Source organism: Streptomyces sp. CA-249302 (assembly GCF_050936785.1).
Taxonomy (GTDB): Bacteria; Actinomycetota; Actinomycetes; order Streptomycetales; family Streptomycetaceae; genus Streptomyces.
In genome coordinates this window covers 3798008-3822798 of sequence record NZ_JBNJMG010000001.1, presented here as the reverse complement: position 1 = coordinate 3822798, position 24791 = coordinate 3798008, and the positions used below count along the sequence as shown (strand labels likewise).

Here is a 24791-nt window from a genome sequence, read left to right as displayed (position 1 = left end):
CCGGTCATCCGGCCCACAGTGCGGCAACCTCCGCGCTGTGGGCCGGGTCTGTCTCCCCCGACCGGGCTCAGCCATGAGCAGGTAGGACAAGGGGGAAGACATGAAGGTACGTACGATCCTGGTCGCGGCGACGGCGATCGTGCTGTCGGCCGCACTGGGCGGGCCCGCCCTCGCGGCGCCACCCGTCAGCACGGACCACGACGCGACCCGGCGGGCCGTCGAGGCCGTGGTGAAGAGCGGCGTCCCCGGGGTGACGGCCACCGCGCAGGACGCGCACGGCACTTGGTCGACGACCGCCGGCGTGGGAGACATCAGGACCGGCAGGTCCCGGTCCCCGCACGACCGTTACCGGGTCGGCAGCATCACCAAGACCTTCGTGGCCACCGTGCTCCTCCAACTGGAGGCCGAGGGCAGGCTGTCGCTGGACGACACCGTGGAGAAGTGGCTGCCGGGCGCCGTCCACGGCAACGGCCACGACGGCAGCCGGATCACCGTCCGCCAACTCCTCGGCCACACCAGCGGAATCTTCAATTACACGGAGGACGACGAATTCGGCCGCGAGTACTTCACGAAAGACGGCTTCCTCCGGCACCGCTACGACCGCAAGTCCCCGGAGGATCTTCTCGCGTTCGCCATGTCCCACAAGCCGGCTTTCGAACCGGGCACGTCCTGGGGCTACTCCAACACCAACTACCTGCTCGCCGCGATGGTGATCGAAAAGGCCACGGGCCACGCCTACGGCACGGAGATCCACGACCGTCTCATCGCCCCGCTCCGGCTGACCGGCACCTCGGTCCCCGGCACCCGGGTCACCCTCCCGCAGCCCAGCAGCCGCGCCTACTCCAAGCTCGCGGAATCGACGACGGGACCGACGTACGACGTCACCACCCTCAGCCCGACCCTGGCCGCCGGGTCCGGCGACATGATCTCCGACAACGCCGACCTGAACCGCTTCTACCGGGCCCTCCTCGGCGGCGCCCTGCTCCCGCCGTACCAGCTCGAGGAGATGAAGACCACGGTCCCGACGGGCGGCCCCGGCACGGCCTACGGCCTCGGCCTCGGGGTCCACACCCTCTCCTGCGGAGTCCAGGTCTGGGGCCACGACGGCGGCATCCACGGGTCGAACTCGGATGCCGTGACGACGGCGGACGGCCGGCATTCCCTCGCGTTCAACTTCAACGGGGACTGGACGGGGGATGACGCCTCGGTGATCGAGGCGGAATTCTGCGGTAAATGACCTACAGGTAGCGCCTGTAATCGAGGAGACCCCGACACGAAGCGCCGAGTTAATCCGTACGCAATATTCATGCCGCCTCATATCGGCTAACCCGGACTTCACGGGGATGGCTCGATTTGTGCAAGGCGGGTGGTCGGATGCGCACGCGGCGCGGACTGCACGTGCTCTCGGTCTACGAGGGCTTCTTCTCCGGCGGGGCCCGGATCGTCCACAGCGATGTCGTAATGGGACTTCAGGAGGGTGGCCAGCATCATCGCGTGCTGAGCATCCACAGCGAGGTGCACCGGGAGGCCACCCGGCAGCGCATGGAGAGCGACGCCTGCTACCGGTCGCTGACCGCGGCCGGAGTGGGTGTCGCCTCCCTGGGCCGGGTCTTCCCCGCAAGCGGTGATCCGGCCAGCTTCACCGGCCCGGAGCTGGCCGATACCGCGCGGGCCACCGCCGACGCGGACGTCATCCTGTCCCTCAAGGAACAGCCCCTCCGACTTCTCAACCAGTCGGGCCTGCCGCGCCGCCCGGTCGTGGTCTGCCTGCACCGCTCCGACCCGGAGAACCAGGGCAGCGCCCTCGACGAACTCAAGGCGGCCATCGCCGACGGCACGGTCGTCGCGTGCGTGTGCTGCGCCGAGTCCACCCGGGCCGCCTACCAGGCCGCCGGCATCCCCGCCGAGCTGCTCCACGTCATCCCGAACGGCGTCGACCTCGAGAGATTCCGCCCCGACCCGGCCCGCCGGCTGGCCCTGCGCACCTCCCTCGACGTCCCCGTCGACGCCCCGGTCGTCGTCTTCGCGGCCCGCTACGACGCGATGAAGAACATCCCGCTGTTCCTGCGCTCGGCACGCGCCTGGCTCGACCGCGAGCCGGAGGGCCACGTCCTGATGTGCGGCGCGGGCATGACGGCTGCCAACCCGGGCCTGGACGCGGACATCGAGACCGCGTTCGGGGCCGAACCGGGGCCGGCGAACCGCCTCCACCGCCTCGGCGTCCGCCACGACATGGAGCACGTGTACGCCGCCGCCGACGTGGTCGCCCTCACCTCCTCCTGGGGCGAGGCGGCCCCGCTGTGCCTGGTCGAGGGCATGATGTGCGGCGCCGTACCGGTCTCCACGGACGTCGGCGACAGCGCGGCGATCGTCGCGGGCCACGGCTTCGTCACCCCACCGGACCCGGACTCCATCGCGACGGCGTGGACGGAGGCGGTCGCCTCCCGCACCGACCTCACCTCCGCCCTCGAAGCCAGCCGCGAACGCTTCAGCCGCACCCGCATGATCGCGGCATACGCAGCCCTGATCGACGGCATCCACCTCCGCACGACCATGCCCCCGGCCCTCCCGGAGCCCCTCTGACCGCCGCATGTAGCAGAGGAGTTGGAGACCGGGCACGACTACGGCGGTGACTGGAGCGCCCATGGGACCTGGGGGCGGAGCTGTTGTAGCCGCGCAAACCAGGCTGGTTGTTCCAGGTTTCCAAGCCGTCGGAATACAGGCGTCATGCTCCGTGTAGTAGGCACACCTCGATGACTTCACAGCGGCCGGCTCACATCGCGTTGTCAGTGGGGGCGGGTTGAATGGGGGCATGTCTGTTGTCGAGGTGATTCGGCGGCTGCCTGCGATATCTGTGGTTCGGGATCGCGGGCGGGCCATGGCCATGCTGGATGCCGTCATGAGTCCTGAATGGGACTCGCGGCACTACTCGTTCGACTCGCGCTGGTCGCCCACGGAGGAGATGGCGTCCATGCGGGACGGGTGTGGGAACGAGTACTCGGTCGTGTTCTCGGCGGCGGGGGCGTATGCCCGTGGGTTCGATCACGAGTCGCCGATGTCGCCTTACGGGCACGAGGATCATGAGACCCGGCCCGGACTCTTCGACGGGCTGCCCGAGGTGTTCCGGGCGTATGTCACCGAGCCCGCCTTCAGCGCCGAGGACGGCGGCAGCGCCGAGTGGCTCTTCGATGTGCTTGCCGACGGCCGGCCCGGGGCCTACCAGGAGTTCGCCGAGGAGTACTACGAGAGGGCGGTGGACATCGACGCCGTACGACATGTGTATGCGTTGCGCCCGCTGACGCGGGGCGTCGTCTCGGCGCTGAACCCGACCGCCGACCTGGCCGGACTCGCCGAGGACATCGCGGAGATCGGATATCCCGTATAGGCGTGCCCAGCGCCGGCCCATCACTGCTCCTGCTTCTGTTCCCTCGATCACCGCGATGCTGGGCACGTCGTCCGGCACGGCCAGAGCAGGTGAGCGCAGGGCCTGGTTCCAGTCGGTGGCCTGTAGCCCGGCCACCAGCTCCGCGGATGGGAGGCCGGACAGTGCCGTCGCGCAATCGGCTCGCTCGGCGACGGCGGAACTCAAGAGCTGGACGGCCGATCTCGAACTGCTCTCGCGCCGGCTGGACGACATGACCGGCGGAAGGGACTCCACGCGCGGTCGGGCCGTGATCATGACGGGACGGCGACGAGTCGGGAAGTCCCGGCTCGTCCAGGGACAAACGTAGAACGGGTATTACGTAGGTTGAATCCACGTCAATGCGAGGAAGGGCCGCCGGTCCCCCTCCGACCGGCGGCCCCTCCCCTTCCCCCCTGATCCCGCCCCGGTCCGTCACTACCGGGGCAGCACCACGACATACGCGGCCGGGTCTCGGTCGCCGGACGCCATGAGCGCCGTGCGGACCACCGCCGCCTGTTGTTCCGTTCCGTCCCGGAGTTTCTTCGGGGTGATGTAGACGACCGTGATGCCGAGCCGCTCCAAGGTCTCCCGCTTGCGGGCGTACTCCGACCACATCGCGTCCTCGTCCTGGCGGGGGGCGCGGGTGTCCAGTTCGACGGCCACGGCCTGTTCCGGCCAGTAGGCGTCGAGGCCGCCGAGGTGGGGGCCGCCGGGGAGGCGGAGGTCGACGTTCCAGACCGGGTCGGGGAGGCCGTGGTCGTGGACCATGCGGTAGAGGCGGTCCTCGGCGATCGCGCGGCCCTCGGCGAGCAGGGAGTCCACGGCGTCCACGACATGCGGGCGGCTGAGCAGTTTCGCCGCGTTCAACTCCCGTACCACCGAGGCCGGTTCGCAATGGCCGCCGCGTACCGCCTCGGTCAGCAGCCGGCGTACCGCCCCCGCGTCGGAGAGCTCGGAGACCGCGTCGGCCAGCGCGCGCGGCACCGGGGCGATCGGAACTCCCGTCACCTGCTGGGGAGTCGGGAGGGTGGGGGTGCGGACGATTCTGGCGCAGCCTGTCGAGCGGAGGCGGCGCAGGCGGGGGACCAGGACGTCGATCTTCTCGATGGACAGGAGCGGGGGCGCGGAGGTGAAGCCGTGCAGGGTGAGGGCCGCCAGGCCCGTGATCATCGCCTCCGCGTACACCGCGCGGTGCGGCGAGTCGGCGGCCGGCTGGGCCGGCACACCCGGCGTCGACTCCCGGGCCGCGTACATCAGCACCGCGTGCAGCCGCTCCTCGCTGGTCGGCGGGCCCGGGTGGAGCAGGAACACACCCGGGAGGATCTGCTGCCACGGGCCGTCGGGCCGGCACTGCTCGGTCATCTCCGCGGACGAGACGCCGTGCGAGCGGAGCTGGGCCGTGGTCAGCACCCTCCGGTGCACCTCGGAGAGGTGGCGCAGGGGGCGGGGGGAGGCCGGGGGGAGCGGGGAGCGCGGGGTGTTGTGGTTCATGCTTCGGGGTTTTCCGCGCCCGGAGCGGCCTTTAACCGCTGTTACAGGCCCGTCGACAAATACGGACAAGACGGCACTAAAGGACGGGTGTTCGGGTGCCGATAGGGCACGGAAAACCCCTGGTCCGATCGGGTGGGACCAGGGGTTACGGGTGTTATTGACCGGATTCCGTAACGGTCACTGCCGGCTCAGTCGTTGGCCAAAGCCTGGGCCCGCAGCGCCCGCGCCAGATCGTCCCGCGCCTCCAGCACCAGCCGCCGCAGCGCGGGCGCCGAACCCTCGTGCGCCGCGAGCCACGCGTCCGCCGCGTCCAGCGTCCCTCGCGCCTCGCCATCGGCCGGCCAGGCCGGGAACAGACCCCGTACGACATCCATGCCGATCTGGATCGACCGCTCCTGCCACAGCCGCTCGATCACCTCGAAGTACTTCGCCGTGTACGGCGCGGTCAGCTCCCGCTGGGAGGGCTGGGCGAAGCCCGCGATCGTCGCCTCGACCAGCGCGTTGGACAGCGCGTCCGACTCGACGACCTGGGCCCACGCCTGCGCCTTGACCGCCGCGGAGGGGCGGGCGGCCAGGCAGCGGACCTGGTGGCGCTTGCCGGACGCCGTGTCGTCACGGGCCAGTTCGGCCGCGAGGACCGCCTCGTCCGCCGCCCCGTGCGCGGCCAGCGGCTCCAGGAACGCCCAGCGCAGCTCCTGGTCGACCTCGAGCCCGTCGACCTTCTCGGTGCCGTCGAGCAGGGCCCGCAGCAGCGCCAGGTCGCCCGGCGCGGACGCCACCGACGCGAAGAAGCGGGCCCAGGCCAGCTGGTGCTCGCTGCCCGGTTCGGCCGCCCGCAGATCCCGCAGCGCGACCGAGGACAGGAGCTCCTCGCCGGCCGGACGCCAGGCCGGTGGCGCGTAGTTGACCAGCGCCGAGTTCGCCCACGCGTGCAGCATCTGCACCACGCCGATGTCGGACTCGCGGCTGGCGAACCGCGTGACGAGGTCCACGAAGCCGGCCGCGGGCAGCAGCGCGTCCCGGGTCAGGTTCCACAGCGCCGACCAGCACAGGGCGCGGGCCAGCGGATCGGTCATCGCGCCGAGGTGCTCGCGCAGGGTGGCCAGCGAGGTCTCGTCGAAGCGGATCTTGCAGTACGTCAGGTCGTCGTCGTTGACCAGGACCAGCTCCGGCGCCTCGGCACCGGCCAGCTCCGCGACGACCGTCCGCGGCCCGTCGACGTCGGTCTCGGTCCGCGCGTAACGCTCCAGCGCCCCGGACGCCGTACGCCGGTACAGCCCCAACGCCACGCGGTGCGGCCGCAGTTCGGGGTGAGACTCGGCCGCCTCCTGGAGCACGGCGAGCTCGGCGATCCGACCGTCCGCGTCCAACACCACCTGCGGGGTGAGGGAGTTGACGCCTGCCGTCTGGAGCCACGACCGCGACCAGGCTCCCATGTCCCGCCCGCTGGTCTCCTCCAGGACCGACAGCAGGTCACCCAGTCGCGTGTTGCCGTACGCGTGCCGCTTGAAGTAGCGCCGCGCGCCCTCCAGGAACGCGTCCTGGCCGACGTACGCCACGAGCTGCTTCAGTACGGAGGCGCCCTTGGCGTAGGTGATGCCGTCGAAGTTGAGCTTCGCGTCCTGGAGGTCGCGGATGTCGGCGGTGATCGGGTGGGTGGAGGGGAGCTGGTCGGCCCGGTACGCCCACGCCTTGCGGCGGTTGGCGAAGGTGATCCAGGCGTTCTCGAAGCGGGTCGCGCCGACGTTGGCGAAGGTGCCCATGAAGTCGGCGAAGGACTCCTTCAGCCACAGGTCGTCCCACCACACCATGGTGACCAGGTCGCCGAACCACATGTGCGCCATCTCGTGCAGGATGACGTTGGCCCGGCCCTCGTAGGACGCCTGCGTCACCTTGCCGCGGAAGATGAACTCCTCGCGGAAGGTGACCAGTCCCGGGTTCTCCATCGCGCCGAGGTTGTACTCGGGCACGAACGCCTGGTCGTACTTCCCGAAGGGGTACGGGTAGTCGAAGTGGTCGTGGAAGAAGTCCAGCCCCTGCTTGGTGACGAGGAAGACGTCGGCCGAGTCGAAGTAGGGCGCGAGGCCCTTGCGGCAGAGGGCGCCGAGCGGGATCTCCAGCTTGGTGCCGTCCTCGAAGGTGCGCGTGTACGAGTCCGTGACGTAGTGGTACGGGCCTGCCGTGACGCACGTGATGTACGTCGAGATCGCCTTCGTCTCCGCGAACCGCCACACGCCGTCGGCCAGGTCGCCGGCCCCGTTGCTCCACACCGTCCAGCCCTCCGGCGCCCGCACCTCGAAGCGGAACGGGGCCTTGAGGTCGGGCTGCTCGAAGTTGGCGAAGACGCGGCGGGAGTCGGCCGGCTCGTACTGGGTGTAGAGATAGACCTCGCCGTCCTCCGGGTCGACGAAGCGGTGCATGCCCTCGCCGGTGCGCGAGTAGGCGCACTGGGCGTCGACGACCAGCTCGTTCTCCGCGGCCAGGTCCTCCAGGAGGATCCGGGAGCCGTCGAAGACCTGACCGGGGTCCAGATCCCGGCCGTTGAGTGAGACGGAGGTCACACTCGGGGCGATCAGATCGGCGAAGGTGGCGGCGCCGGGCTCGTTGGAGCGGAAACGGATCGTGGTGACGGACCGGAAGGTACGAGGACCGTCCCCGCTCTCGTCGCCCACCGCCGAACGCAGGTCCAGAGACACCTCGTACCCGTCGACGGACAGCAGGGCGGCCCGCTCCCGGGCCTCGTCACGGGTCAGATTCTCACCGGGCACGGGCGGTACTCCCTCGACTGGCGTTCGGCATGTGGACAGGCCCGATCCTGCCATGTGCACCTGACCGCGGGCACTCGGGAATGGGGACGGCGATGCCCGGTGTTGCCGGTTGAAACGAACACTTTTCCTAGGAGCGCCATGTCCGAGTCCGCGAGCACCGCTGCCAAGACCCCCGTCGACTTCTGGTTCGACCCGCTGTGCCCCTGGGCGTGGATGACCTCGCGGTGGGTCCTGGAGGTGGAGAAGGTCCGGAACATCGAGGTGCGCTGGCACATCATGAGCCTGGCGGTGCTCAACGAGCCGAAGCTCGACGAGCTGCCCGAGCAGTACCGCGAGCTCCTTGAGACCAAGGCCTGGCAGCCGATCCGGGTGGTCACCGCGGCCTGGCAGAAGCACGGCTCCGACGTCCTCGGCCCGCTGTACACCGCACTCGGCACCCGTATCCACAACGAGGGCCAGGGCCCGACGCGCGAGGCCGTCGAGGGCGCCCTGGCGGACGTCGGCCTGCCCGCCGACCTGATCGAGTACTTCGACCAGAAGGACTTCGAGTTCGACGCCGAGCTGCGCGCCTCCCACAAGGAGGGCATCGACAAGGTCGGTCAGGACGTCGGCACCCCGGTCATCGCCGTGCCCGGCGCGGACGGCGAGCAGATCGCCTTCTTCGGACCGGTCGTCACCCCCGCCCCCAAGGGCGAGGAGGCGGCCCGCCTGTGGGACGGCACGATCGCCGTCGCCTCGGTCCCCGGCTTCTACGAGATCAAGCGCACCCGCACCAAGGGCCCGGACTTCAGCAACCTGTAGGCCCCGGGCGCGGCTGCCGGCCGGCGGGGCGTGCTCAGAAGCCCTCCGGCAGGTAGCCGCCGACCTGCCAGTTCGTCTTCTTCTGGACGCGGCGGCAGCTGTCGTTGCGGCACCGGTGGAAGGCTTTCGGGACGAACCGCTCGCCGTCCAGCGCCGCGAGCAGCACCAGCCCGGCGGCCGGTACCTCGGCGCCTTTCAGGTCGGTGAAGTTCTGCAGACCGTCATGACAGGTCGGGCTGGGACACCGCACGTACGCCATGAGCGCCTCCCGGGGCGACGAAGGCGGCGGCAGCCGGCCGCCGTGCGGCGAGCGTAGGGCCCCGGGGGCCGCCGGGGGAGCCCCGGAACCGGTCCCGCCACCCCCGCGAACCACCCGGAACCGGTCCCGCCGCCACCGCGTGGCGTCAGCGCCGCACCCGTTCCCGAGCCTCGCCGAGCCTCTCCAGGTACCGCTCGTACGCCTTCGTGTAGTACGCGGCCCGGTCCGGGTCGGGTTCCACCCCCGAGGTCGGCTCCGTCCACACCCCCGCGTCCAGCCCCACCCCGTACCGCTCCGCCGCCGCCAACACCGCGCCCCGCGCGCCCACTTCACCCTCCATGACCCTCAGCGGCCGCCCCAGCACATCCGCGAGCAGCCGCATCCAGGCGGGACTCCGCGTCCCACCCCCGCACACCGCCAGCGACCCCGTCAGACCCGCCGCCGCCAGGCAGTGCCGGGCCGCGAAGCCGATGCCCTCGCAGGTCGCCCGCACCAGGTCGCCCTTGGTCGACTCCAGGGAGACGCCGGTGAGTTCGGCCCGCAGACGCGGTTCGACGAAGGGTGCGCGTTCGCCGGAGGGCGCGAAGTACGGCAGCACACGCACGCCGTTCGCGCCGGGCGAGGTGTCGGCCAGCAGCGCGTCGACGTCTTCGTGGTGCACGCCGGTCGTCGACAGCACCCAGTCCAGGGCCGCCGTGCCGACCATCGCCGGCATCGCGCGCAGCCAGTGCCCGGGCCGGTCGGTGGAGATGTACAGGCCGGCCGGCTCGCCGCTCAGGTCGAGGTCGGTGGTGGCGACGAGGCTCGCGAGGCAGGTGCCGACGATCAGCAGCCCGTCGCCCGGGACCGTCACGCCGGCCCCGAGCGCACAGGCCGGCAGGTCGTACGGCCCGTTCGCCAGCCGCGTCCCGGCCGGCAGCCCCTCGCCGCGCGCCTCGGCGGTGGCGATCGGATCACCGACGGGCGCGAGCAGCCCGCGCCGGTGGGTGAGACCGAGCAGCTCGACGACCCGGTTGTCGTAAGTCCTCGTCCGCGGGTCCAGGAACGGCATCGACGCGTCCGACACGTCCGTCGTCACGGGCGCGCCGGTCAGCCGCCGGAAAACCATGTCCTTGCAGTACAGGGCGGTGGTAGCGGCATCCAGGGCCTTCGGCTCGTAACGGTCGAACCAGGCCAGCAACGGCCCCGGACACCCCGGGAACATGGCGCTCCCGGTCCGCCGGAACACGGTCTCGAAGGTCCCGTCGGCCAGCCACTGATCGAGCAGCTCGTGCGCCCGCCCGTCCATCCAGGAGGCGGCGGCCCGCACCCCCCGCCCCTCCTTGTCGACGAGCCAGACCCCGTCCCCCTGCCCGGTGAGCCCGGCCAGCTCGACGGGTTCGCCCACCCGGGAGGTGAGCGCGCCGAGCACCCCGACGACGGCCGAGTACACCTCCTCCATGTCCTGCTCGACGACACCGCCGTGCAGGGCCAGCCCGACCGGCCGCGCCTCTACGGCCAGTTCACGCCCGCTGCCGTCGAACGCGGCGGCCTTCACCATGGACGTGCCCACATCGATACCGACGTACATCTCGCCTCCAGGCTCAGGTCAGACAGGGGGTCATCACCACACGGTCGGCCAGTTCGAACAGCCGCGAACCCTCCGGCACCGGCTCCCGCTCGTACGTGTCCAGCGCCGCCCCCGACAACCGCCCGCTCTCCAGCGCGTCGCACAGCGCGTCCTCGTCCAGCAGCGGCCCCCGCGCCGCGTTCACCACCACCGCCCCCTCCGGCAGCAGCGCCAGCTCCCGCGTCTCAGGCGTGAGACGAGCGTGCAAGGTGATCACCCTGGAACGCCGCAGAAGCTCGTCGAGCGAGGAGACCCGCAACCCTTGGATCTCCCCTCGCACATAGGGGTCGTAGACCATCACCTGCGCACCGAAAGCGCACAGCGCCCGAGCCACCCGACTACCCACCGCGCCGTAGCCGACGAGCCCGACCGGCAGATCCTCCAGCTCCAGACCGCTCTGCTCATACGTGTAGTAGGTCGCCCCCTGCCAACTCCGTTGCCCGGCAAGGAGGTCGTGGGCCTGCGGGATGCGTCGCAGCGCGGCGAGCAGCAGCCCCACGGTGAACTCGGCGGTGGCGGCGGCGTTCCGGCCGGACGCGTAACAGACCCGCACGTCGTTGACCTTCGCCGCGTCCAGATTGACGTTGACCGGCCCCCCACGGCAGACGACGACCAGGCGCAGAGCAGGGGAGGACTCCATGACACGCTCGGTCACCGAGGCCATCTGGGTGATCAGGACCTCCCGGTCGTCGGCGAGGGCCTGGATCACCGCCTCCTCCGTGCCGCCGGCCTCGTCGACCTCGGCCACCGGCCCGAAGGGTTCCAGGGGCCACCCCAGGGTCAACTCCCGTACCAGGAAGGCCCGTCCGGACCGCTCCCGCGGCCAGATCGCGGAGATGGTCTCGGAGATCATCCTGGGCCGCACGAAATGGTCGCCGGCCGCCACGATCCGCAGAATCTCGTTCATCGCGGGGAGTCTCCCGTCTCCTACGGCTCGTTCGCCCCGGTCGCGCAGATCCGGTGGTCGACCTTGTGCTCGTCCAGGTCCCGCAGGGCCTCCGCCGACGCCCCGTCGTCGACGAGGAGCAGGTCGAAGCGGGAGAGCGGGGCGACCCGGTGCAGGGCGGTCCGGGCGAGCTTGGTGTGGTCGACCAGCAGGACGTTGCGGGCGGCCGCGTCGAGCATCGCCCGCTTCACCGACACGATGTGCTGCTCCTGGTGGTAGGCGTAGCCCCCGTGCACGGCCGACGTGGACGCGAAGCAGACATCGACCCGCAGGGACTGGATCGCCTCCACGCAGGACACGCCCAGAAAGGACGAGTGCAGGGGGTCGTAGTCCCCGCCCAGGGCCATCAGATGGATGCCCCGCTGGTCGGCGAGGAGGTTGATGGCCTCAAGGAAGTTGGTGACCACCGTCAGCGGGGTTGTCCCACCCAGCCGCAGCAGCCGTGCCATCTCCAGCGTGGAGGTCGAGTCGTCCAGCATGACCGCCATGCCGGGCTCGATCAGCTTCAGCGCCTCCAAGGCCACGGCGGCCTTCTCGGCCCGCATGGTCTTCAGCCGGTACTGGACGTTCGACTCGAAGACCCCCGACGGCTGCGCGGTCACGCCGCCCCTGAACTTCCGTACGATCCCCTGCCGTTCGAGCTCGTCTAGATCCCGGTGGATGGTCATCAGGCTCACGCCGAACCGCTCGGCGAGCTCGGCCGCGGTCGCCGAACCGTCGGCCAGGACCTGCTCGGCCATGGCGGCCCGACGGGCCGCGGGCCCCTGCTGCTGCGCGCCACTACCGCTGCTGTTGCCACTCATCTCGCCAACCGAGGGTGTAACGGTGGAAGTTGCGCGTCAATCCCTCGCACAGGCGAAAACCGCGGGTCAATATCAATGGAGCCTGAGAAGTTCTCGGAATCGGCCGATGCCCGGAGGTACGGATGCTGGAGGAGCGGGAGGCGTGGCTGGGGATCGACCTGGGCACCCAGAGCGTCCGAGCACTGCTGGTCACGGCCGACGGAACGGTCCTGGGCCGAGGCTCCGCCCCCCTCACCGGCCGCCGGGACGGCGAACGGCACGAACAGGACCCGGAGGACTGGTGGGCGGGGGTGTGCACGGCTTCCCGCCAGGCACTGCGGAACATCCGTGCCGTACGGATCGGCGGCCTGGCAGTATGCGGAACCTCCGGAACGGTCCTGCTCACGGACCCGGCCGGCCACCCTCTCACCCCCGCGCTCATGTACGACGACGGACGCGCGTCCGAGGAGGGGGCGCAGGCCCGCGGAGTGGGCCTGCGGGTGCAGGACACCTGGGCGCTGCCGAAGGCGATGTGGTTGCTGGAAGACCACCGAGAAGCGCCCCCCACCCCCCGCGCACACCACCCCCACCTGCACCTGGTCCGCCCCTCCCCCTTCCGCCTCGCCCACCAGCCCGACGTGATCGTCACCCACCTCACCGGCGAACCCCCACCCACCGACTCCAGCCACGCCCTCAAGACCGGCTACGACCTGGAGCACGAAGCCTGGCCGTACCCCCGACTCGCCGAACTCGACCTCCCCGACGGCCTGTTGCCGGACGTCGTACGCCCCGGCACCCGCCTGGGCGAGGTCTGCGCGCAAGCAGCCGAGGCCACCGGCATCCCCCTCGCCACCCCCGTCATCGCCGGCATGACCGACGGCTGCGCGGCCCAGATCGCCTCGGCCGCCCTGCGCCCCGGCTCCTGGAACTCCGTACTCGGCACCACCCTCGTCCTCAAGGGCGCCGCCACCACCCCCGTCCAAGACCCCACCGGGGTGGTCTACAACCACCGCGCACCGGACGGGAGTTGGCTACCCGGCGGAGCGTCCGACGTGGGCGCGGGCGTACTGACCGCGACCTTCCCAACCGCCGCCCCCACCGTCATGGACAGGAGAGCAGCGTCCTACGAGCCGTCCGGCGCGGTGGCGTACCCCCTCACCTCACCCGGCGAGCGCTTCCCCTTCCGCGCACCGACCGCCACCGCCCTCCTCCTCGGCGAGCCCAAGAACGACGCCGACCTGTGGGCCGCCCTCCTCCAGGGCGTGGCCTTCACCGAACGCCTCTGCCTGGACTACCTGCACCACCTGGGCGCCCCCCTGCACGGCCCCCTCACCTTCACCGGCGGCGCCGCCCAAAGCCCGTACTGGAACCAACTCCGCACCGACATCCTGGCCCGCCCGGCCCGCGTACCGGCACAGACCGACCCCGCCCTGGGCATGGCGGCGCTCGCCGCCCACGGCACAGGCGCCGGCCCCCTCACCGAGGTGGCCGAACGCATGGTCCGTATCCACACGGTCCTGGAACCCCACCCCACCCGCACGGCCCGGTTCGCCGAGCCATACGCCCGCCTGATCGACGAACTAACCACCCGCGGCTGGCTACCGCCCCCCGTGGCGGCCCACGCACACGCCCGCCTGACCCAGGACACGACGGAGTCGTGAACGCACACCCCAGCCAGGACGGCGAGCCGGCCGCCCACGCACGGCAGCGGGTCGGACCACCCCCACGCACCCGCAGCCGCGAACGGGGCCGCCCCACGCACCCGCAGCCGCTCTCGCACCGGAGCGGGTCGGGCCGTCCCACGCACCCGCAGCCGCGAGCGCACGGGAGCAGGTCGGGCCGTCCCACGCACCCGCAGCCGCGAACGCACGGGAGCGGGTCGGGGCGGTACGGCGCAACCCGCCGCTTACGTGGCTAATTGGGCTCGTTCCCCTCCCGACCCACAGCAGTACCGTCGGCGGCGGGTTCGCCGTACCGCCCCGACCCCGACCCACCCACGGACGGACCGCGTCATGAGCAGCACCACCCTCATCCTCGCCCGCCACGGCCAAACCGTCTGGCACGCCGAGAACCGCTACGCCGGAGTCAGCGACATCCCCCTGACCGACACCGGCAGAGCCCAGGCCGAGGCCCTGGCCCGCTGGGCCACCGCCCACCCGGTCGACGCGATCTGGACCTCCCCCGTCTCCCGCGCGATCGTCACGGCCGAGCCCGCCTGCCACGCTCTCACCCTCACCCCCCACCGCGAACCCGACCTGCGCGAATGCGACTTCGGCGCCGCAGAGGGCCGTACCCTCACCGAATTCGCCGCCGAGAACCCCCAAGCCGCACGCGCCTTCCGCGAGGACCCCGTGGCCAACCCCTTCCCCAACGCCGAGGACCCGAAGACGGCAGCCACCCGAGGTGCCACCGCCCTGCACCGCATCGCCACCACCCACCCCGGCGCCCGCATCCTGGTCGTCGCCCACAACACCCTGCTCCGCCTGGCCCTGTGCCACCTCCTGGGCATCCCGCTCGCCGACTACCGCCGCGTCTTCCCCCGACTCCAGAACGCAGCGATCACCGAACTCCGCATGCAGGACAGGTCAGTTGGGCTGATCTCACTGAACGTGCCGTGCGAGCCGGACGAGGCGTAGGAGGATGACCGTATGACGGACATCGACACCTCCGTGCCCCACTCGGCCCGCATCTGGAACTACTGGCTGGGCGGCAAGGACAACTACCCCGTGGACGAGGCGGCCGGCGACGCCTACACCGCGGTGTTCCCCGGCATCGTCACCATCGCCCGCAGCAGCCGCGCCTTCCTCGGCCGCAGCATCCGGTACCTGGTGGAGGAGGCGGGCGTACGCCAGTTCCTGGACGTCGGCACCGGCCTGCCCACCGTCGACAACACCCACGAGGTCGCCCAGCGCAGCGCCCCCGAGGCGAGGATCGTCTACGTCGACAACGACCCCCTGGTCCTGGCCCACGCCCGCGCCCTGCTCACGTCGACGCCGGAGGGCGTGACGGCGTACGAGGATCTCAACCTGAACGACCCGGACGCCATCCTGGAGGCGGCCGGGAAGACCCTCGACCTCACCCGGCCCACGGCGCTGATCCTCAGCGGCATCCTCGGCCACGTGCCGGACTACCACGAGGCCCGCGCCCTGGTCCGCAGCCTCCTCGCGGGCCTGCCGTCCGGCAGCTACCTCTCCGTCAACGACGGCTCCCGCGGCACGGACCAGGCCTACGAACAGGCCCAGGACGCCTACAACGAGACCGGCGCGGTCCCGTACTTCCTCCGCCCGGTGGACCAGATCACCGCGTACTTCGACGGCCTGGACCTGGTGGCCCCCGGCATCGTCTCGGTCCCCCTCTGGCACCCGGCCCCCGGCGCGGACACGACCCCGATCGGCCAGCACGGCGGGTTGGCACGCAAGCCGTAGAAGCAGGCACCGGAAAGCCCCCGGGAGTCACGTCCTCCCGGGGGCTTCCGTCATTCCGCCTGCCCGGCGAAGGTTGAGAAGACGATCACGAGGCAGGACGCTCAAGGTTGTTCCCACTGCTCACGAGGCCGGCAGAAGCACATCCCCCCGGGACTTCGCGGCAGCGTAACGCCGGGCCACGTCCTGCCAGTCGACGACCTGCCACATGGCCTCGATGAAGTCGACCTTCTGGTTCCGGTACTGCAGATAGAAGGCGTGCTCCCAGGCATCGAACACGAGAATCGGTGTGGCCCCCTGCCCGACGTTCCCCTGATGGTCGTAAACCTGCTCGACGACCAGCCGCCCACTCAGCGGCTCGTAGGCGAGTACGCCCCACCCCGACCCCTGAGTGGTGGCGGCAGCCTTCGACAACTGTGCCTTGAACCCACCGAACGACCCGAAGGACTCGGCGACGGCGTCCGCCAACTCGCCCACCCCGTCGGCCTCCAGCGGCTCCCCGCCCCCGTCCCCGCTCATGTTCCGCCAGTAGATGCTGTGCAGGATGTGCCCGGACAGATGAAAGGCCAGGCTCTTCTCCAGCCCGTTGACGGCCCCCCAGCTCTCCTTGTCCCGCGCCTCCGCCAGCTGCTCCAGCGTGTCGTTGGCGCCCTTCACATAGGCCGCGTGGTGCTTGTCGTGGTGCAGCTCGATGATCTCGGGGCTGATCACGGGGGCGAGCGCGGCGTAGTCGTAGGGCAGGTCAGGAAGCGTGTAGACGGGCATGACGGGTTCCCTCCGAACCTTTATTGCAAGTAATTCGCAACAACAAGCTAGCAGCAAAAAGCCCCCGTGTGGATCACACGGGGGCAGATCGCGGTGGGACGGGGACCGACTACGCGGCCACGCTCGTGTAATGCGAGGCGTCGCCCTCGATCGAGTAGCTCTCCTTGCCTTCGATGCCGACCGGGATGTCGCCGGCGATGGTCACCCGGTGCAGACGGCGCGGCCGGCTGTCGTAGTTGTCGACGGCGTAGTGCTGGGTGATGCGGTTGTCGAAGAGGACGAGCTGGTTCTCCGACCAGCGGTGGCGCAGGATGTTCTCCGGCCGGGTGACGTACGCCTGGAGCAGGTCGAGGATCCTGCGGGACTCGCCCGGCGACAGACCGACGATCCGCTGCGCGAACCCGCCGATGAACAGCCCGCGTTCACCGGTCAGCGGGTGGACGCGGACCACCGGGTGGACCGTGCGGTACTTGATGGACGTGAACTGGGCCCGCTGGGCGGCCTGTTCCTCGTCGACCTCCTCGTCCGGTACGGCGTAGTCGTAGTCGTTGGTGTGCTCCGCCCACAGCGTGTCCGCCAAGTGGCGCAGAGGTTCCGGCAGTTGACGGTAGGCGGCGGCCGAGCTGGCGATCAGGGTCTCGCCGCCGTACGGCGGGACGGTGATGCTGCGCAGGGTGCTGGCCTGCGGCGGGTTGAGGACGAACGTGACGTCGGTGTGCCAGTGGTTGGCGGCCCGGCCGCGCCCGCTGTCGACGGGCAGGACGTTCGGGACGCCGTCGACGGACGAGACGGTCGGGTGGGCGGTGGTGATGTCACCGAAGTGGCGGACGAAGGCCTGCTGGGACTCGTCGTCGAGGTGGACGTCGTCGAAGACGAGGGCCTTGTGGACGTTGAGCGCCTCGCGGATCTCCTGGGCCGTCTCCGCACCGAGCGGCTCGGAGATGTCGACGCCGGAGACACGGGCGCCGATGTGGGCGGTGACCTTCTGGATTCCGATGCCGGACATGAGCGGGTCCTTTCAGACGAGCGCGGGCTGGGTGATGGACTGGGTGAGGTACTGATTGGCGGGCCGCGGAAGCCCGTATCGCTCCCGCAGGGTCTGCCGGGGTCCGTACTCCGTACGAAGCAGCCCCCGCCGCCGCAGAATCGGAACGACCTGCTCGACGAAGGTCTCCAGGCCGGACGGGAGCACCGCCGGCATGATGTTGAAGCCGTCGGCCGCGCCGCCCGTGAACCAGGTCTCGATCGCGTCGGCGACCTGCCCGGGCGTACCGGCGAAGGTGAGATGACCGCGCCCGCCGCCGAGCCGCCCGATCAGCCGGCGGACGGTGAGGCGCTCCCGCCGGGCCAGCTCGACGATCAGCGTGTACCGGCTCCTGGCCCCTTCGACGGCACTTTCGGGCGGCAGGTCGGAGGGCAGCTCGGCATCCAAATCAAGCGTCCCGAGCGGCAGTTGCAGCAGCCGTTCCAGATTGGCCACCCCGTGCCGGTGCACGATGTGGTCCTCCAGCAGCTGCTCCTGCGCCCGCGCCTCGGCCTCGGTCGACCCGATGACCGGCACGATCCCGGGCAGCACCTTGATGTGTTCGGGATCCCGACCGGCCTGCCGCGTACGGGACTTGAGGTCGGCGTAGAAGGCCTGTGCGTCGGCGAGGGTCTGCTGGGCGGTGAAGACGGCCTCCGCGTACCGGGCCGCGAACGCCTTGCCGTCCTCGCTCGACCCCGCCTGCACGAGCAGCGGGTAACCCTGCGGCGAGCGGGGCACGTTGAGGGCGCCCTCGACACTGAAGTACGTCCCCTTGTGCCGGGGCGGGTGGATCCGGGTGTCGTCGCCCCAGACGCCGGTCTCCTTGTCGCCGAGGATCGCGTCGTCCTCCCAGCTGTCCCACAGCTTGAGTGCGACGTCGAGGAACTCGCCGGCCCGGGCGTACCGTTCGGCGTGCGCGGGCTCGGCGTCGAGGCCGAAGTTCCGGGCGGCCTCCGCCCCGGCCGTGGTGACGATGTTCCACCCCGCCCGGCCGCCGCTGATGATGTCGAGGGAGGCGAACTTGCGGGCCAGGTTGTAGGGGGAGTTGTAGGAGGTCGACGCGGTCGCGATCAGACCGATGTGCTCGGTCGCGGTCGCCAACGCCGTGAGCAGCGTGAGCGGTTCGAGCGCACCGGCGGGCCGCTGCGCGACACTGCCCCACAGCTGCGGACCGTCGGCGAGGAAGAGCGAGTCGAAGGTGCCGCGCTCGGCGATCCGGGCGAGCTTCACATAGTGCCCGAGCTCGACATGGGCGTAGGGGTCGCTCTCGGGAAGCCGCCAGGAGGCTTCGTGATGACCGGTGTTCATGAGGAAGGCGTTGAGGTGCAGCCGGCGGGTCATGCGTGGTCCTCCGTGACTCCGAGGGCGGTCAGTAGCCGCTCTCGGTATTCGCTCAGCAAGGGGTCCCGGTACGAACGCGGGTGCGGTCGGTCTATGGCCAGGTCGAGTCCGATACGCCCGTTCTCCAGGACGAGCACCCGATCCGCCAGCACGATCGCCTCGTCCACGTCGTGCGTGACCAGCAGCACCGACGGCCGATGCGCCTTCCACAACTCCCGCAGCAGCGCATGCATCCTGATCCGGGTCAGTGCGTCCAGCGCACCGAACGGCTCGTCGGCAAGCAGGAGTTCCGGTTCCCGGACCAGCGACCGCGCGAGAGCGGCACGCTGGGCCTCGCCGCCGGAGAGCTCGTTGGGCCAGGCCCGTTCGCGCCCTTTCAGCCCGACCTCGGCGAGAGCCGCGCGCCCCTTCTCCTCGCCCTCCGTCCCCAGCAGTACGTTGTCCAGCACCCGTCGCCAGGGCAGCAGCCGCGAGTCCTGGAAGACCACGGACACCCGCTCCGGGGCCGCCAACCGACCGCCTCCGGCGACGTTGTGATCCAGCCCGGCGACGGCCCGCAGCAGCGTGCTCTTGCCGGACCCGCTGTGCCCGAGGAGCGCCACGAACTGCCCGGCGGGAATGTCGAGGTCGATGCCGTCGAGGACCGTACGACCCTCGAACGACCGTGTGAGCCCACGGAGTTGGACGGCCGGCCGGGTCAGTTGCTCAGTGTGCGGCGCCATGACAGCACCCTCCGTTCAATGAGACGGACCGCGCTGTCGGAGACCAGACCGAAGACCCCGTAGACCAGCAGGCCGACGAGGATCACGTCGGACTGGCCGTAGTTCTGGGCCTGGAACATCATGTAGCCGAGTCCGCTGGTGGCGTTGATCTGCTCCAGGACCACCAGGCCGAGCCAGGAGCCGGTCACCCCGAGCCGGAGTCCCACGAAGAATCCGGGCAGGGCGCCCGGGACGACGATCTGCCGGATGAACTGGAGCCTCGACAGGCCCTGCACCTCGGCCAGTTCGACGAAACGGCTGTCGATGCCGGACAGCGCGGCATGTGTGTTCAGGTAGATCGGGACGTAGACGACGATCGCGATGATGGCGATCTTGAAGGCCTCGCCGATGCCCAGCCAGAGGATGAACAGCGGGATCAGACCGAGGGTCGGGATCGCCCGGTTGAGGTTCACCGTCCCGTCGATCAGCGCCTCGCCGACCCGGCTGAGCCCGGCCGCCAGCGCGAGGGCGACGCCCGCGACGAGGCCGATCGCGAAGCCGTACCCGGCGCGCTCCAGCGAGGTCAGGATGTCGGTGCGCAGGGTCCCGGCGGTCCACAGGTGACCGGCGGTCCGCAGTACCGTCCAGGGCGCCGGGATCGCGCCGGGGTCGAGCCGTCCGGCGGCGGAGGCGGCCGCCCACAGGCCCAGGAAGAGGGCGGGCCCGACGAGCCGTGCGGCGGGCAGGCGTCTGCCGGGGGAGAGGCTCCGGCGCCGTCGTCGTACCCGATGGCTCTCCTCCGCGGCCGTCACCGGCGCGACAGCGGTCGTCGTGGTCATGGCGGTCACCTCCGGTACTCCGCCGGTACGGCCTTGGCGGCGATGGCCTCGAAGCGATGGTCGAAGAGCGAGGAGACGTCGAACTTCTTCACGAAGCCGCCCTCCGCGAGCAGATCGGCGGTCTCCTGCTCCCACTTGATCGCTTCGTCCCAACTGGGCGGGAACAGCGGCTTGTTGGCGAGCTCGGTGATGCTCTGGGCCTGTGCGAGGGTGAGGTTCTGCGTCTTGACGTAGAACTCCTCGTTCCAGATGTCGGGGTTCTCGTACGCCCAGACCTGGCCCTTGGCCCAGAACGGGATGTAGGCGGCGACCGCGGCGGCCTTCGCGGAGTCGTTGAGCACCGAGGCCGGCGCCCAGAGGAGGTTGAGGAGGTCGACGACGTCGGTGGTGATGGTGTGGGCGCCCTTGGACCCGTACTGCTGCAGATAGGCGGGCACCTGGGTGTTGGCGAGCGGTGCGATGTCGACCTGCCCGGACTGCAGGGCGGTCAGGAACTGGTTGCTGGTCAGCGGGACGAGCTCGACGTCGTCGTACTTGAGGCCCGCCTTCTTCAACGCCCGCAGAAGTACGACCCCTTGGGCCTGGCCCTGGGAAAAGGCGAGCTTCTTTCCCTTGAAGTCGGCGACCGAGCCGATGTCGCTGCCGGGCTTGGTGGCGAAGAGGTAGTTGGGCTTTCGGGTGATGTTGATCGCGACGATCTTCGCGTCGAATCCCTGGTAGTGCGCCTGGATCGGCGGAATACCGGCGTTGTTCCCGATGTCCAGGGACTTGGCGCGGAACGCGTTGATGACATCCGGTCCGGCGCCGATGTTGAGCCAGCTCGACACCTTGAACGGCAGGTCGCCCAACTTGGCCAGCTTGAACTGGAGTTGCTGGGTATTCAGATACGAGGCGATTTTCAGACTCGTGACCTTGTTGTCGGCGGCCGCGCTGCTGCCCGCGCAGCCGCTGAGCCCGGCGACACCGGCGGCGGCGCCCAGGACCGAGGAGAGGAACAGCCGCCGGTCGATACCGGACGTGCGGGAAAACGGCATGGGAGGACTCCCTGAATAAGCGCATGAGGAATTACCGAGAAGGAATTTCATGCGGAAGAAATGAGCGCGTCACGCGGGGCAACGTGTCAGCAACAAAGGGTGCGAACGTACAGGTGCGGGCTCATGAACAGGATGTTCCCGGTCGCATGGAACCGCTGTCAACATTCGGAGTTTCTGAATTAATTACGCTCAGGTCAGGCGGCCAGCGGATCCCGGTAGAGCACGTCCAATGCCACCGAACCGCCCGCCGTCGCCAGCACGGAATCCGGGAAACTCGTCGGCATCACCGAGGCCGCGCGTTCCGCCCCGACCCCCGCCCGCAACGCGCTCAGGCAGTCCTCCCGGTGGATGACACCCACCTCGGTCACCACCACCGTCTCCGGGTTGAGCACGTCGAGCAGCAGTCGCGCCGCCCGCCCGATCGCACCCGCCCGCGCCACCAGCAGCCGTACCGCCCGAAGGTCGCCCGCGGCCGCCGCCGTGACCACGTGCATCGGGTTCACGCCCACGGCGACGCCCGCCTCCCGCGCCCGCCGGCACAGCGTCCGCTCGCTCAACTCGGCCTGCAAGCAGCCGACTTCACCGCAGACGCAGGGCTCCGTGCCGCCCGGCACCGGGAGATGCGCGATGGCGCCGGCCTGGGAGCGCGGCCCGTGGTGCACCTCGTCGCCGGTGGCGAACGCCGCGTCGACCACGTTGCCGACGAACAGATGCAGCACGCTCCCGCTGCCCCGCGCCCGCCCGAACAGCCGCTCCCCGTTGACCAACGCCCGCGCGTGGCCGTCCACATGGACCGGCAGCCCGGTGCGTTCGCCGAGCACCTCGCGCACCGGCACGTCCCGCCAGCCCAGCAGCGGATGCTCCACCACGGTCCCGGACTCCCGGTCCACCCAGCCGCCGACGGCCACGCCGACCCCCAGCGGCCGGCAGCCCGGCGCCTCCGCGAGCAGTTCGGCGAGCCCCTCGGCGGCCCGCGCCAGCACCCACCCCGGATCGGTGCGCTCGTGCGGCAGCTCGCGTCGGCTCACCACCCGCCCACGCAGGTCGAGCAGCGCGACCGTGGTGTACGGCACCGCGACATGCACCCCGGCGACCACGAAACGCGAGTCGTCCAGGTCGACGGGGACATGCGGGCGGCCCACACCGTTCGAGCGCCGGGGCGCGGACGCCTCGCGGATCAGGCCGAGTTCGGCGAACCGGGCGCAGTAGTCCGTCACCGACGCCGGCGACAGACCGGTCAGCCGGGCGATGGTGGAACGCGCCACCGGTCCGTGCTCGAGCACGGACCGCAGGACGACGCTGGCGCTCGTCCGGCGCCTGGAAGTACTGGAATTACTGGATGTAGGGGATGCCAGGGCAGCGGGCATGGAAGACCGTCCTCGGGAACGGGGCCGACACGTCTCGGAGACCGAGGCGCGCCGCAGCCCGCCTCAGCCGGGACGGCGACAGGTGGCAGCACCCTGGCGTCGCAGGTCGACATAGCGACGCGACGTGAAGTTCCGGGCCTGGGCAACCATGGCTCGAAGGGTAGGCCAGGAAGGGCGAATCAGACCAGACCACTAGGATTCATTTGGCGGGACCTTACATACTCGCAATGGACCCCGGAGTGACCGCACCCTCCCCGCCTCAGTGACCGTTCTCACGCCGTACCCGGTGTAACAGGCATCCTTTGTCCGGAGCCCACCAAGCCCCCGCCCCACCATTTGTCGACCAATGACGGTGATCGGCTCAAGCACGCCGGGATAGCGTCACGGAGTCCCTGCATGTCCCCGTCACCCGCGGAGTCCCCATGAGCACCGCCGCCGTCACCGCCCGCCCCCGCGAGGTCCTCGCCGACCTGCTGCCCGCCTCCCGCGTCCGGGACGTGGCCCTCGTGCTCGGCGGCGCCGCGCTGACCGGCCTCGCGGCCCAGATCTCGGTGCCCGTCCCGGGCTCCCCGGTCCCGGTGACCGGCCAGACCTTCGCCGCGCTGCTCGTCGGCACCACCCTCGGCGCGAGCCGCGGCCTCTCCGCGCTCGTCCTGTACGCACTGGCCGGCCTCGCCGGCCTGCCGTGGTTCGCGGGCGGCACCTCCGGGACCTCCGTCTCCTTCGGCTACATCCTCGGCATGATCCTGGCCTCCACCGTCGTGGGCGCCCTGGCCCGCCGCGGCGCCGACCGCTCCGTCGTCCGCATGGCGGGCACGATGCTGCTGGGCGAGGCGATCATCTACGCCGTCGGCGTCCCGTACCTGGCGTACTCGGCCGACCTCTCCCTCTCCGCCGCGATCGCGGCCGGCCTCACCCCGTTCCTGCTCGGCGACGCCCTCAAGGCGGCCCTGGCGATGGGCGTGACGCCCACCGCCTGGAGGTTCGTCAACAAGCAGCGCTGACGCCACAGTTGTGACGGAAGAGGTTCGCCGGGTCGTACGACGACTTCAGCCCGGCGAGCCTCTTCGACGTCTCCCCGTCGTACAGCCCCTCGGTCCGGTCCCCGGCCCCGAAGGCGAAGTTGAGCGCCCGCCCGAGCGTCACGTCCGCGAGCAGCGCGAAGGCCGGATCCAGCACCGCACGCGCCTGCTCCCGGTCCCCGACCGTCAACAGCCGCACCAGAAAACGCCCTTCGCGATACGGCACCGCGCTGTCCCCGTAGTAGGCGTGCGGAAAGTCCGGGTCGCTGTGGATGGTGCGGCTCTCGGCGTACGGCATCTCCCGCAGCGAGTCGGCGAGCACCGGCCCCGACTCCCGTAGCGGAGCCACGATGTCCGGACCACCGGCGCCGGTGTGGGCGACCCGCACGGAGACCACGTACCGCTCCCGCAGCCGCGGCGGCAGCGCAGGCAGGTCCGGATACGGTACGACGGCGAAGGACGAGGTCAGCCCGTCGGGCAGGGTCCGCGTCCACTCCTCGTAGGCGCGCAGCAGCGCCGCCGGGTCGACCGCCCGCCCGTCGAAGGCGATCGAACCGCCGTACAGCGACTTCACCGGTACGAGGCCGATCTCCAGCTCGGTGACGATGCCGAAGTTGTGCCCGCCGCCGAGGAGGGCCCAGTACAGGTCGGGTTCGGAGTCCCGGGTGACGTGCCGCAGCCGTCCGTCGGCCGGCACGATGTCCAGCGAGCGCACATGGTCGGCCGCGTAGCCGAACTCCCTTGCCAGGATGCCGAGTCCGCCGCTCAGCGTGTAGGAGACGGCACCGACGCTCGGGGCGGATCCTCCCCACTGCCGAAGGCGTGGGAGGTACCCCCATTCGCGGCGCGAGCCCGTACGGCTCGGCGGCCGCGACCACCTGCCCCCAGCGCACGCCCGCCCGGACGCGGACGGTACCCGCCCCGGGGTCCACGCTCACCCCGTCCATCCGCCGCGTGGTGACGAGCACACCCCCCTCCGAGGCGCCGGGCAGCCCGTGCCCGGTGGCCTGGACACCGACCGGAAGCCCGCGCTCGGCCGCGTACCGCACGGCGGCCCGCACGTCCCCGGCCGAGGACGAGCAGGTCTGCGGTGCTGTCGACGAAGTCCATGGCAGGCACCCTGCCCGCATAACCTGACAACCACCATCAGCATTTACGGCGAAGTGGCGGCCGGGGTCCGAAGCCCCCGGCCGCAGTCGTGCGCCCTGATGTGC

At 70.6% G+C, this 24791-nt stretch carries 21 protein-coding genes and 1 pseudogene; 8 read left to right on the top strand and 14 right to left on the bottom strand.

Annotation, left to right across the window (positions count from 1 at the left end; all coding sequences use genetic code 11):
- The first annotated feature begins 100 nt into the window (after nt 1-100).
- The 3 genes from ACQEWB_RS17095 to ACQEWB_RS17085 all read left to right on the top strand — a co-directional run bounded on the left by ACQEWB_RS17095 (nt 101) and on the right by ACQEWB_RS17085 (nt 3385).
- The gene (locus tag ACQEWB_RS17095) at nt 101-1237 is read left to right on the top strand and encodes a serine hydrolase domain-containing protein (RefSeq protein WP_432831780.1); all 1137 of its coding nucleotides are present in this window, start codon (nt 101-103) and stop codon (nt 1235-1237) included.
- Between the two features lie 161 nt (nt 1238-1398).
- Nucleotides 1399-2583: a glycosyltransferase gene (locus ACQEWB_RS17090; protein WP_432843857.1), complete on the top strand. Its 1185-nt coding sequence runs from the start codon at nt 1399-1401 to the stop codon at nt 2581-2583.
- Between the two features lie 316 nt (nt 2584-2899).
- A complete protein-coding gene (locus tag ACQEWB_RS17085; protein WP_432831778.1) occupies nt 2900-3385 on the top strand; it encodes a hypothetical protein in 486 nt (161 codons plus the stop codon).
- Between the two features lie 453 nt (nt 3386-3838).
- On the opposite strand, the gene ACQEWB_RS17080 is transcribed toward ACQEWB_RS17085, so the two are convergent.
- On the bottom strand, nt 3839-4894 hold the full coding sequence (locus ACQEWB_RS17080) for a hypothetical protein (protein ID WP_432831776.1): 1056 nt from the start codon (nt 4892-4894) through the stop codon (nt 3839-3841).
- A gap of 188 nt (nt 4895-5082) precedes the next feature.
- On the bottom strand, nt 5083-7662 hold the full coding sequence (pepN, locus tag ACQEWB_RS17075; RefSeq protein WP_432831774.1) for an aminopeptidase N: 2580 nt from the start codon (nt 7660-7662) through the stop codon (nt 5083-5085).
- A gap of 138 nt (nt 7663-7800) precedes the next feature.
- On the opposite strand from pepN, the gene ACQEWB_RS17070 reads away from it, so the two are divergent.
- The gene (locus ACQEWB_RS17070) at nt 7801-8463 is read left to right on the top strand and encodes a mycothiol-dependent nitroreductase Rv2466c family protein (RefSeq protein ID WP_432831771.1); all 663 of its coding nucleotides are present in this window, start codon (nt 7801-7803) and stop codon (nt 8461-8463) included.
- 34 nt (nt 8464-8497) lie between these two features.
- On the opposite strand, the gene ACQEWB_RS17065 is transcribed toward ACQEWB_RS17070, so the two are convergent.
- The 4 genes from ACQEWB_RS17065 to ACQEWB_RS17050 all read right to left on the bottom strand — a co-directional run bounded on the left by ACQEWB_RS17065 (nt 8498) and on the right by ACQEWB_RS17050 (nt 12080).
- Nucleotides 8498-8722, bottom strand: coding sequence for a hypothetical protein (locus ACQEWB_RS17065; RefSeq protein ID WP_432831769.1), 225 nt, complete (start codon nt 8720-8722; stop codon nt 8498-8500).
- A gap of 145 nt (nt 8723-8867) precedes the next feature.
- Nucleotides 8868-10292, bottom strand: coding sequence for an FGGY family carbohydrate kinase (locus ACQEWB_RS17060; protein ID WP_432831767.1), 1425 nt, complete (start codon nt 10290-10292; stop codon nt 8868-8870).
- Between the two features lie 13 nt (nt 10293-10305).
- Entirely contained in the window at nt 10306-11238 is a 933-nt protein-coding gene (locus ACQEWB_RS17055) for an NAD(P)-dependent oxidoreductase (protein ID WP_432831765.1), read from the bottom strand.
- Nucleotides 11239-11258: 20 nt separating this feature from the next.
- On the bottom strand, nt 11259-12080 hold the full coding sequence (locus ACQEWB_RS17050; protein ID WP_432831763.1) for a DeoR/GlpR family DNA-binding transcription regulator: 822 nt from the start codon (nt 12078-12080) through the stop codon (nt 11259-11261).
- 122 nt (nt 12081-12202) lie between these two features.
- Between ACQEWB_RS17050 and ACQEWB_RS17045 the strand changes: the two genes are divergently transcribed.
- From ACQEWB_RS17045 to ACQEWB_RS17035, 3 genes are all read left to right on the top strand, one after another.
- Nucleotides 12203-13720 (top strand): FGGY-family carbohydrate kinase, encoded by a 1518-nt coding sequence (locus tag ACQEWB_RS17045; protein ID WP_432831761.1) that lies wholly within the window; start codon nt 12203-12205, stop codon nt 13718-13720.
- A 351-nt stretch (nt 13721-14071) separates the two neighbouring features.
- Nucleotides 14072-14695, top strand: coding sequence for a histidine phosphatase family protein (locus tag ACQEWB_RS17040; RefSeq protein WP_432831759.1), 624 nt, complete (start codon nt 14072-14074; stop codon nt 14693-14695).
- 12 nt (nt 14696-14707) lie between these two features.
- Nucleotides 14708-15484 (top strand): SAM-dependent methyltransferase, encoded by a 777-nt coding sequence (locus ACQEWB_RS17035; protein ID WP_432831758.1) that lies wholly within the window; start codon nt 14708-14710, stop codon nt 15482-15484.
- Between the two features lie 120 nt (nt 15485-15604).
- On the opposite strand, the gene ACQEWB_RS17030 is transcribed toward ACQEWB_RS17035, so the two are convergent.
- The 7 genes from ACQEWB_RS17030 to ACQEWB_RS17000 all read right to left on the bottom strand — a co-directional run bounded on the left by ACQEWB_RS17030 (nt 15605) and on the right by ACQEWB_RS17000 (nt 22555).
- Nucleotides 15605-16246 carry a superoxide dismutase gene (locus tag ACQEWB_RS17030; protein WP_432831757.1) on the bottom strand — a complete coding sequence of 214 codons (642 nt, stop codon included), beginning with the start codon at nt 16244-16246 and terminating at the stop codon, nt 15605-15607.
- 109 nt (nt 16247-16355) lie between these two features.
- Nucleotides 16356-17252 carry a TauD/TfdA dioxygenase family protein gene (locus tag ACQEWB_RS17025; protein ID WP_432831756.1) on the bottom strand — a complete coding sequence of 299 codons (897 nt, stop codon included), beginning with the start codon at nt 17250-17252 and terminating at the stop codon, nt 16356-16358.
- Nucleotides 17253-17264: 12 nt separating this feature from the next.
- Complete coding sequence (locus tag ACQEWB_RS17020; protein WP_432831755.1) at nt 17265-18614, bottom strand: LLM class flavin-dependent oxidoreductase; 1350 nt, start codon at nt 18612-18614, stop codon at nt 17265-17267.
- A complete protein-coding gene (locus ACQEWB_RS17015; protein ID WP_432831754.1) occupies nt 18611-19336 on the bottom strand; it encodes an ABC transporter ATP-binding protein in 726 nt (241 codons plus the stop codon). The genes ACQEWB_RS17020 and ACQEWB_RS17015 overlap by 4 nt, the downstream gene beginning before the upstream one ends.
- Nucleotides 19312-20154 carry an ABC transporter permease gene (locus tag ACQEWB_RS17010; RefSeq protein WP_432831753.1) on the bottom strand — a complete coding sequence of 281 codons (843 nt, stop codon included), beginning with the start codon at nt 20152-20154 and terminating at the stop codon, nt 19312-19314. Before ACQEWB_RS17010 ends, ACQEWB_RS17015 begins: the two co-directional genes overlap by 25 nt.
- Before the next feature lie 5 nt (nt 20155-20159).
- Nucleotides 20160-21188, bottom strand: coding sequence for an ABC transporter substrate-binding protein (locus ACQEWB_RS17005; RefSeq protein WP_432831752.1), 1029 nt, complete (start codon nt 21186-21188; stop codon nt 20160-20162).
- A gap of 194 nt (nt 21189-21382) precedes the next feature.
- Complete coding sequence (locus ACQEWB_RS17000; protein ID WP_432831750.1) at nt 21383-22555, bottom strand: ROK family protein; 1173 nt, start codon at nt 22553-22555, stop codon at nt 21383-21385.
- 422 nt (nt 22556-22977) lie between these two features.
- On the opposite strand from ACQEWB_RS17000, the gene ACQEWB_RS16995 reads away from it, so the two are divergent.
- Nucleotides 22978-23559 (top strand): biotin transporter BioY, encoded by a 582-nt coding sequence (locus tag ACQEWB_RS16995; RefSeq protein ID WP_432831748.1) that lies wholly within the window; start codon nt 22978-22980, stop codon nt 23557-23559.
- Here ACQEWB_RS16995 and ACQEWB_RS16990 read toward each other — a convergent pair.
- Nucleotides 23543-24707, bottom strand: a pseudogene (locus ACQEWB_RS16990) (FAD-binding oxidoreductase). The gene ACQEWB_RS16995 and the pseudogene ACQEWB_RS16990 sit on opposite strands and share 17 nt — an antisense overlap.
- Between the last annotated feature and the right edge of the window lie 84 nt (nt 24708-24791).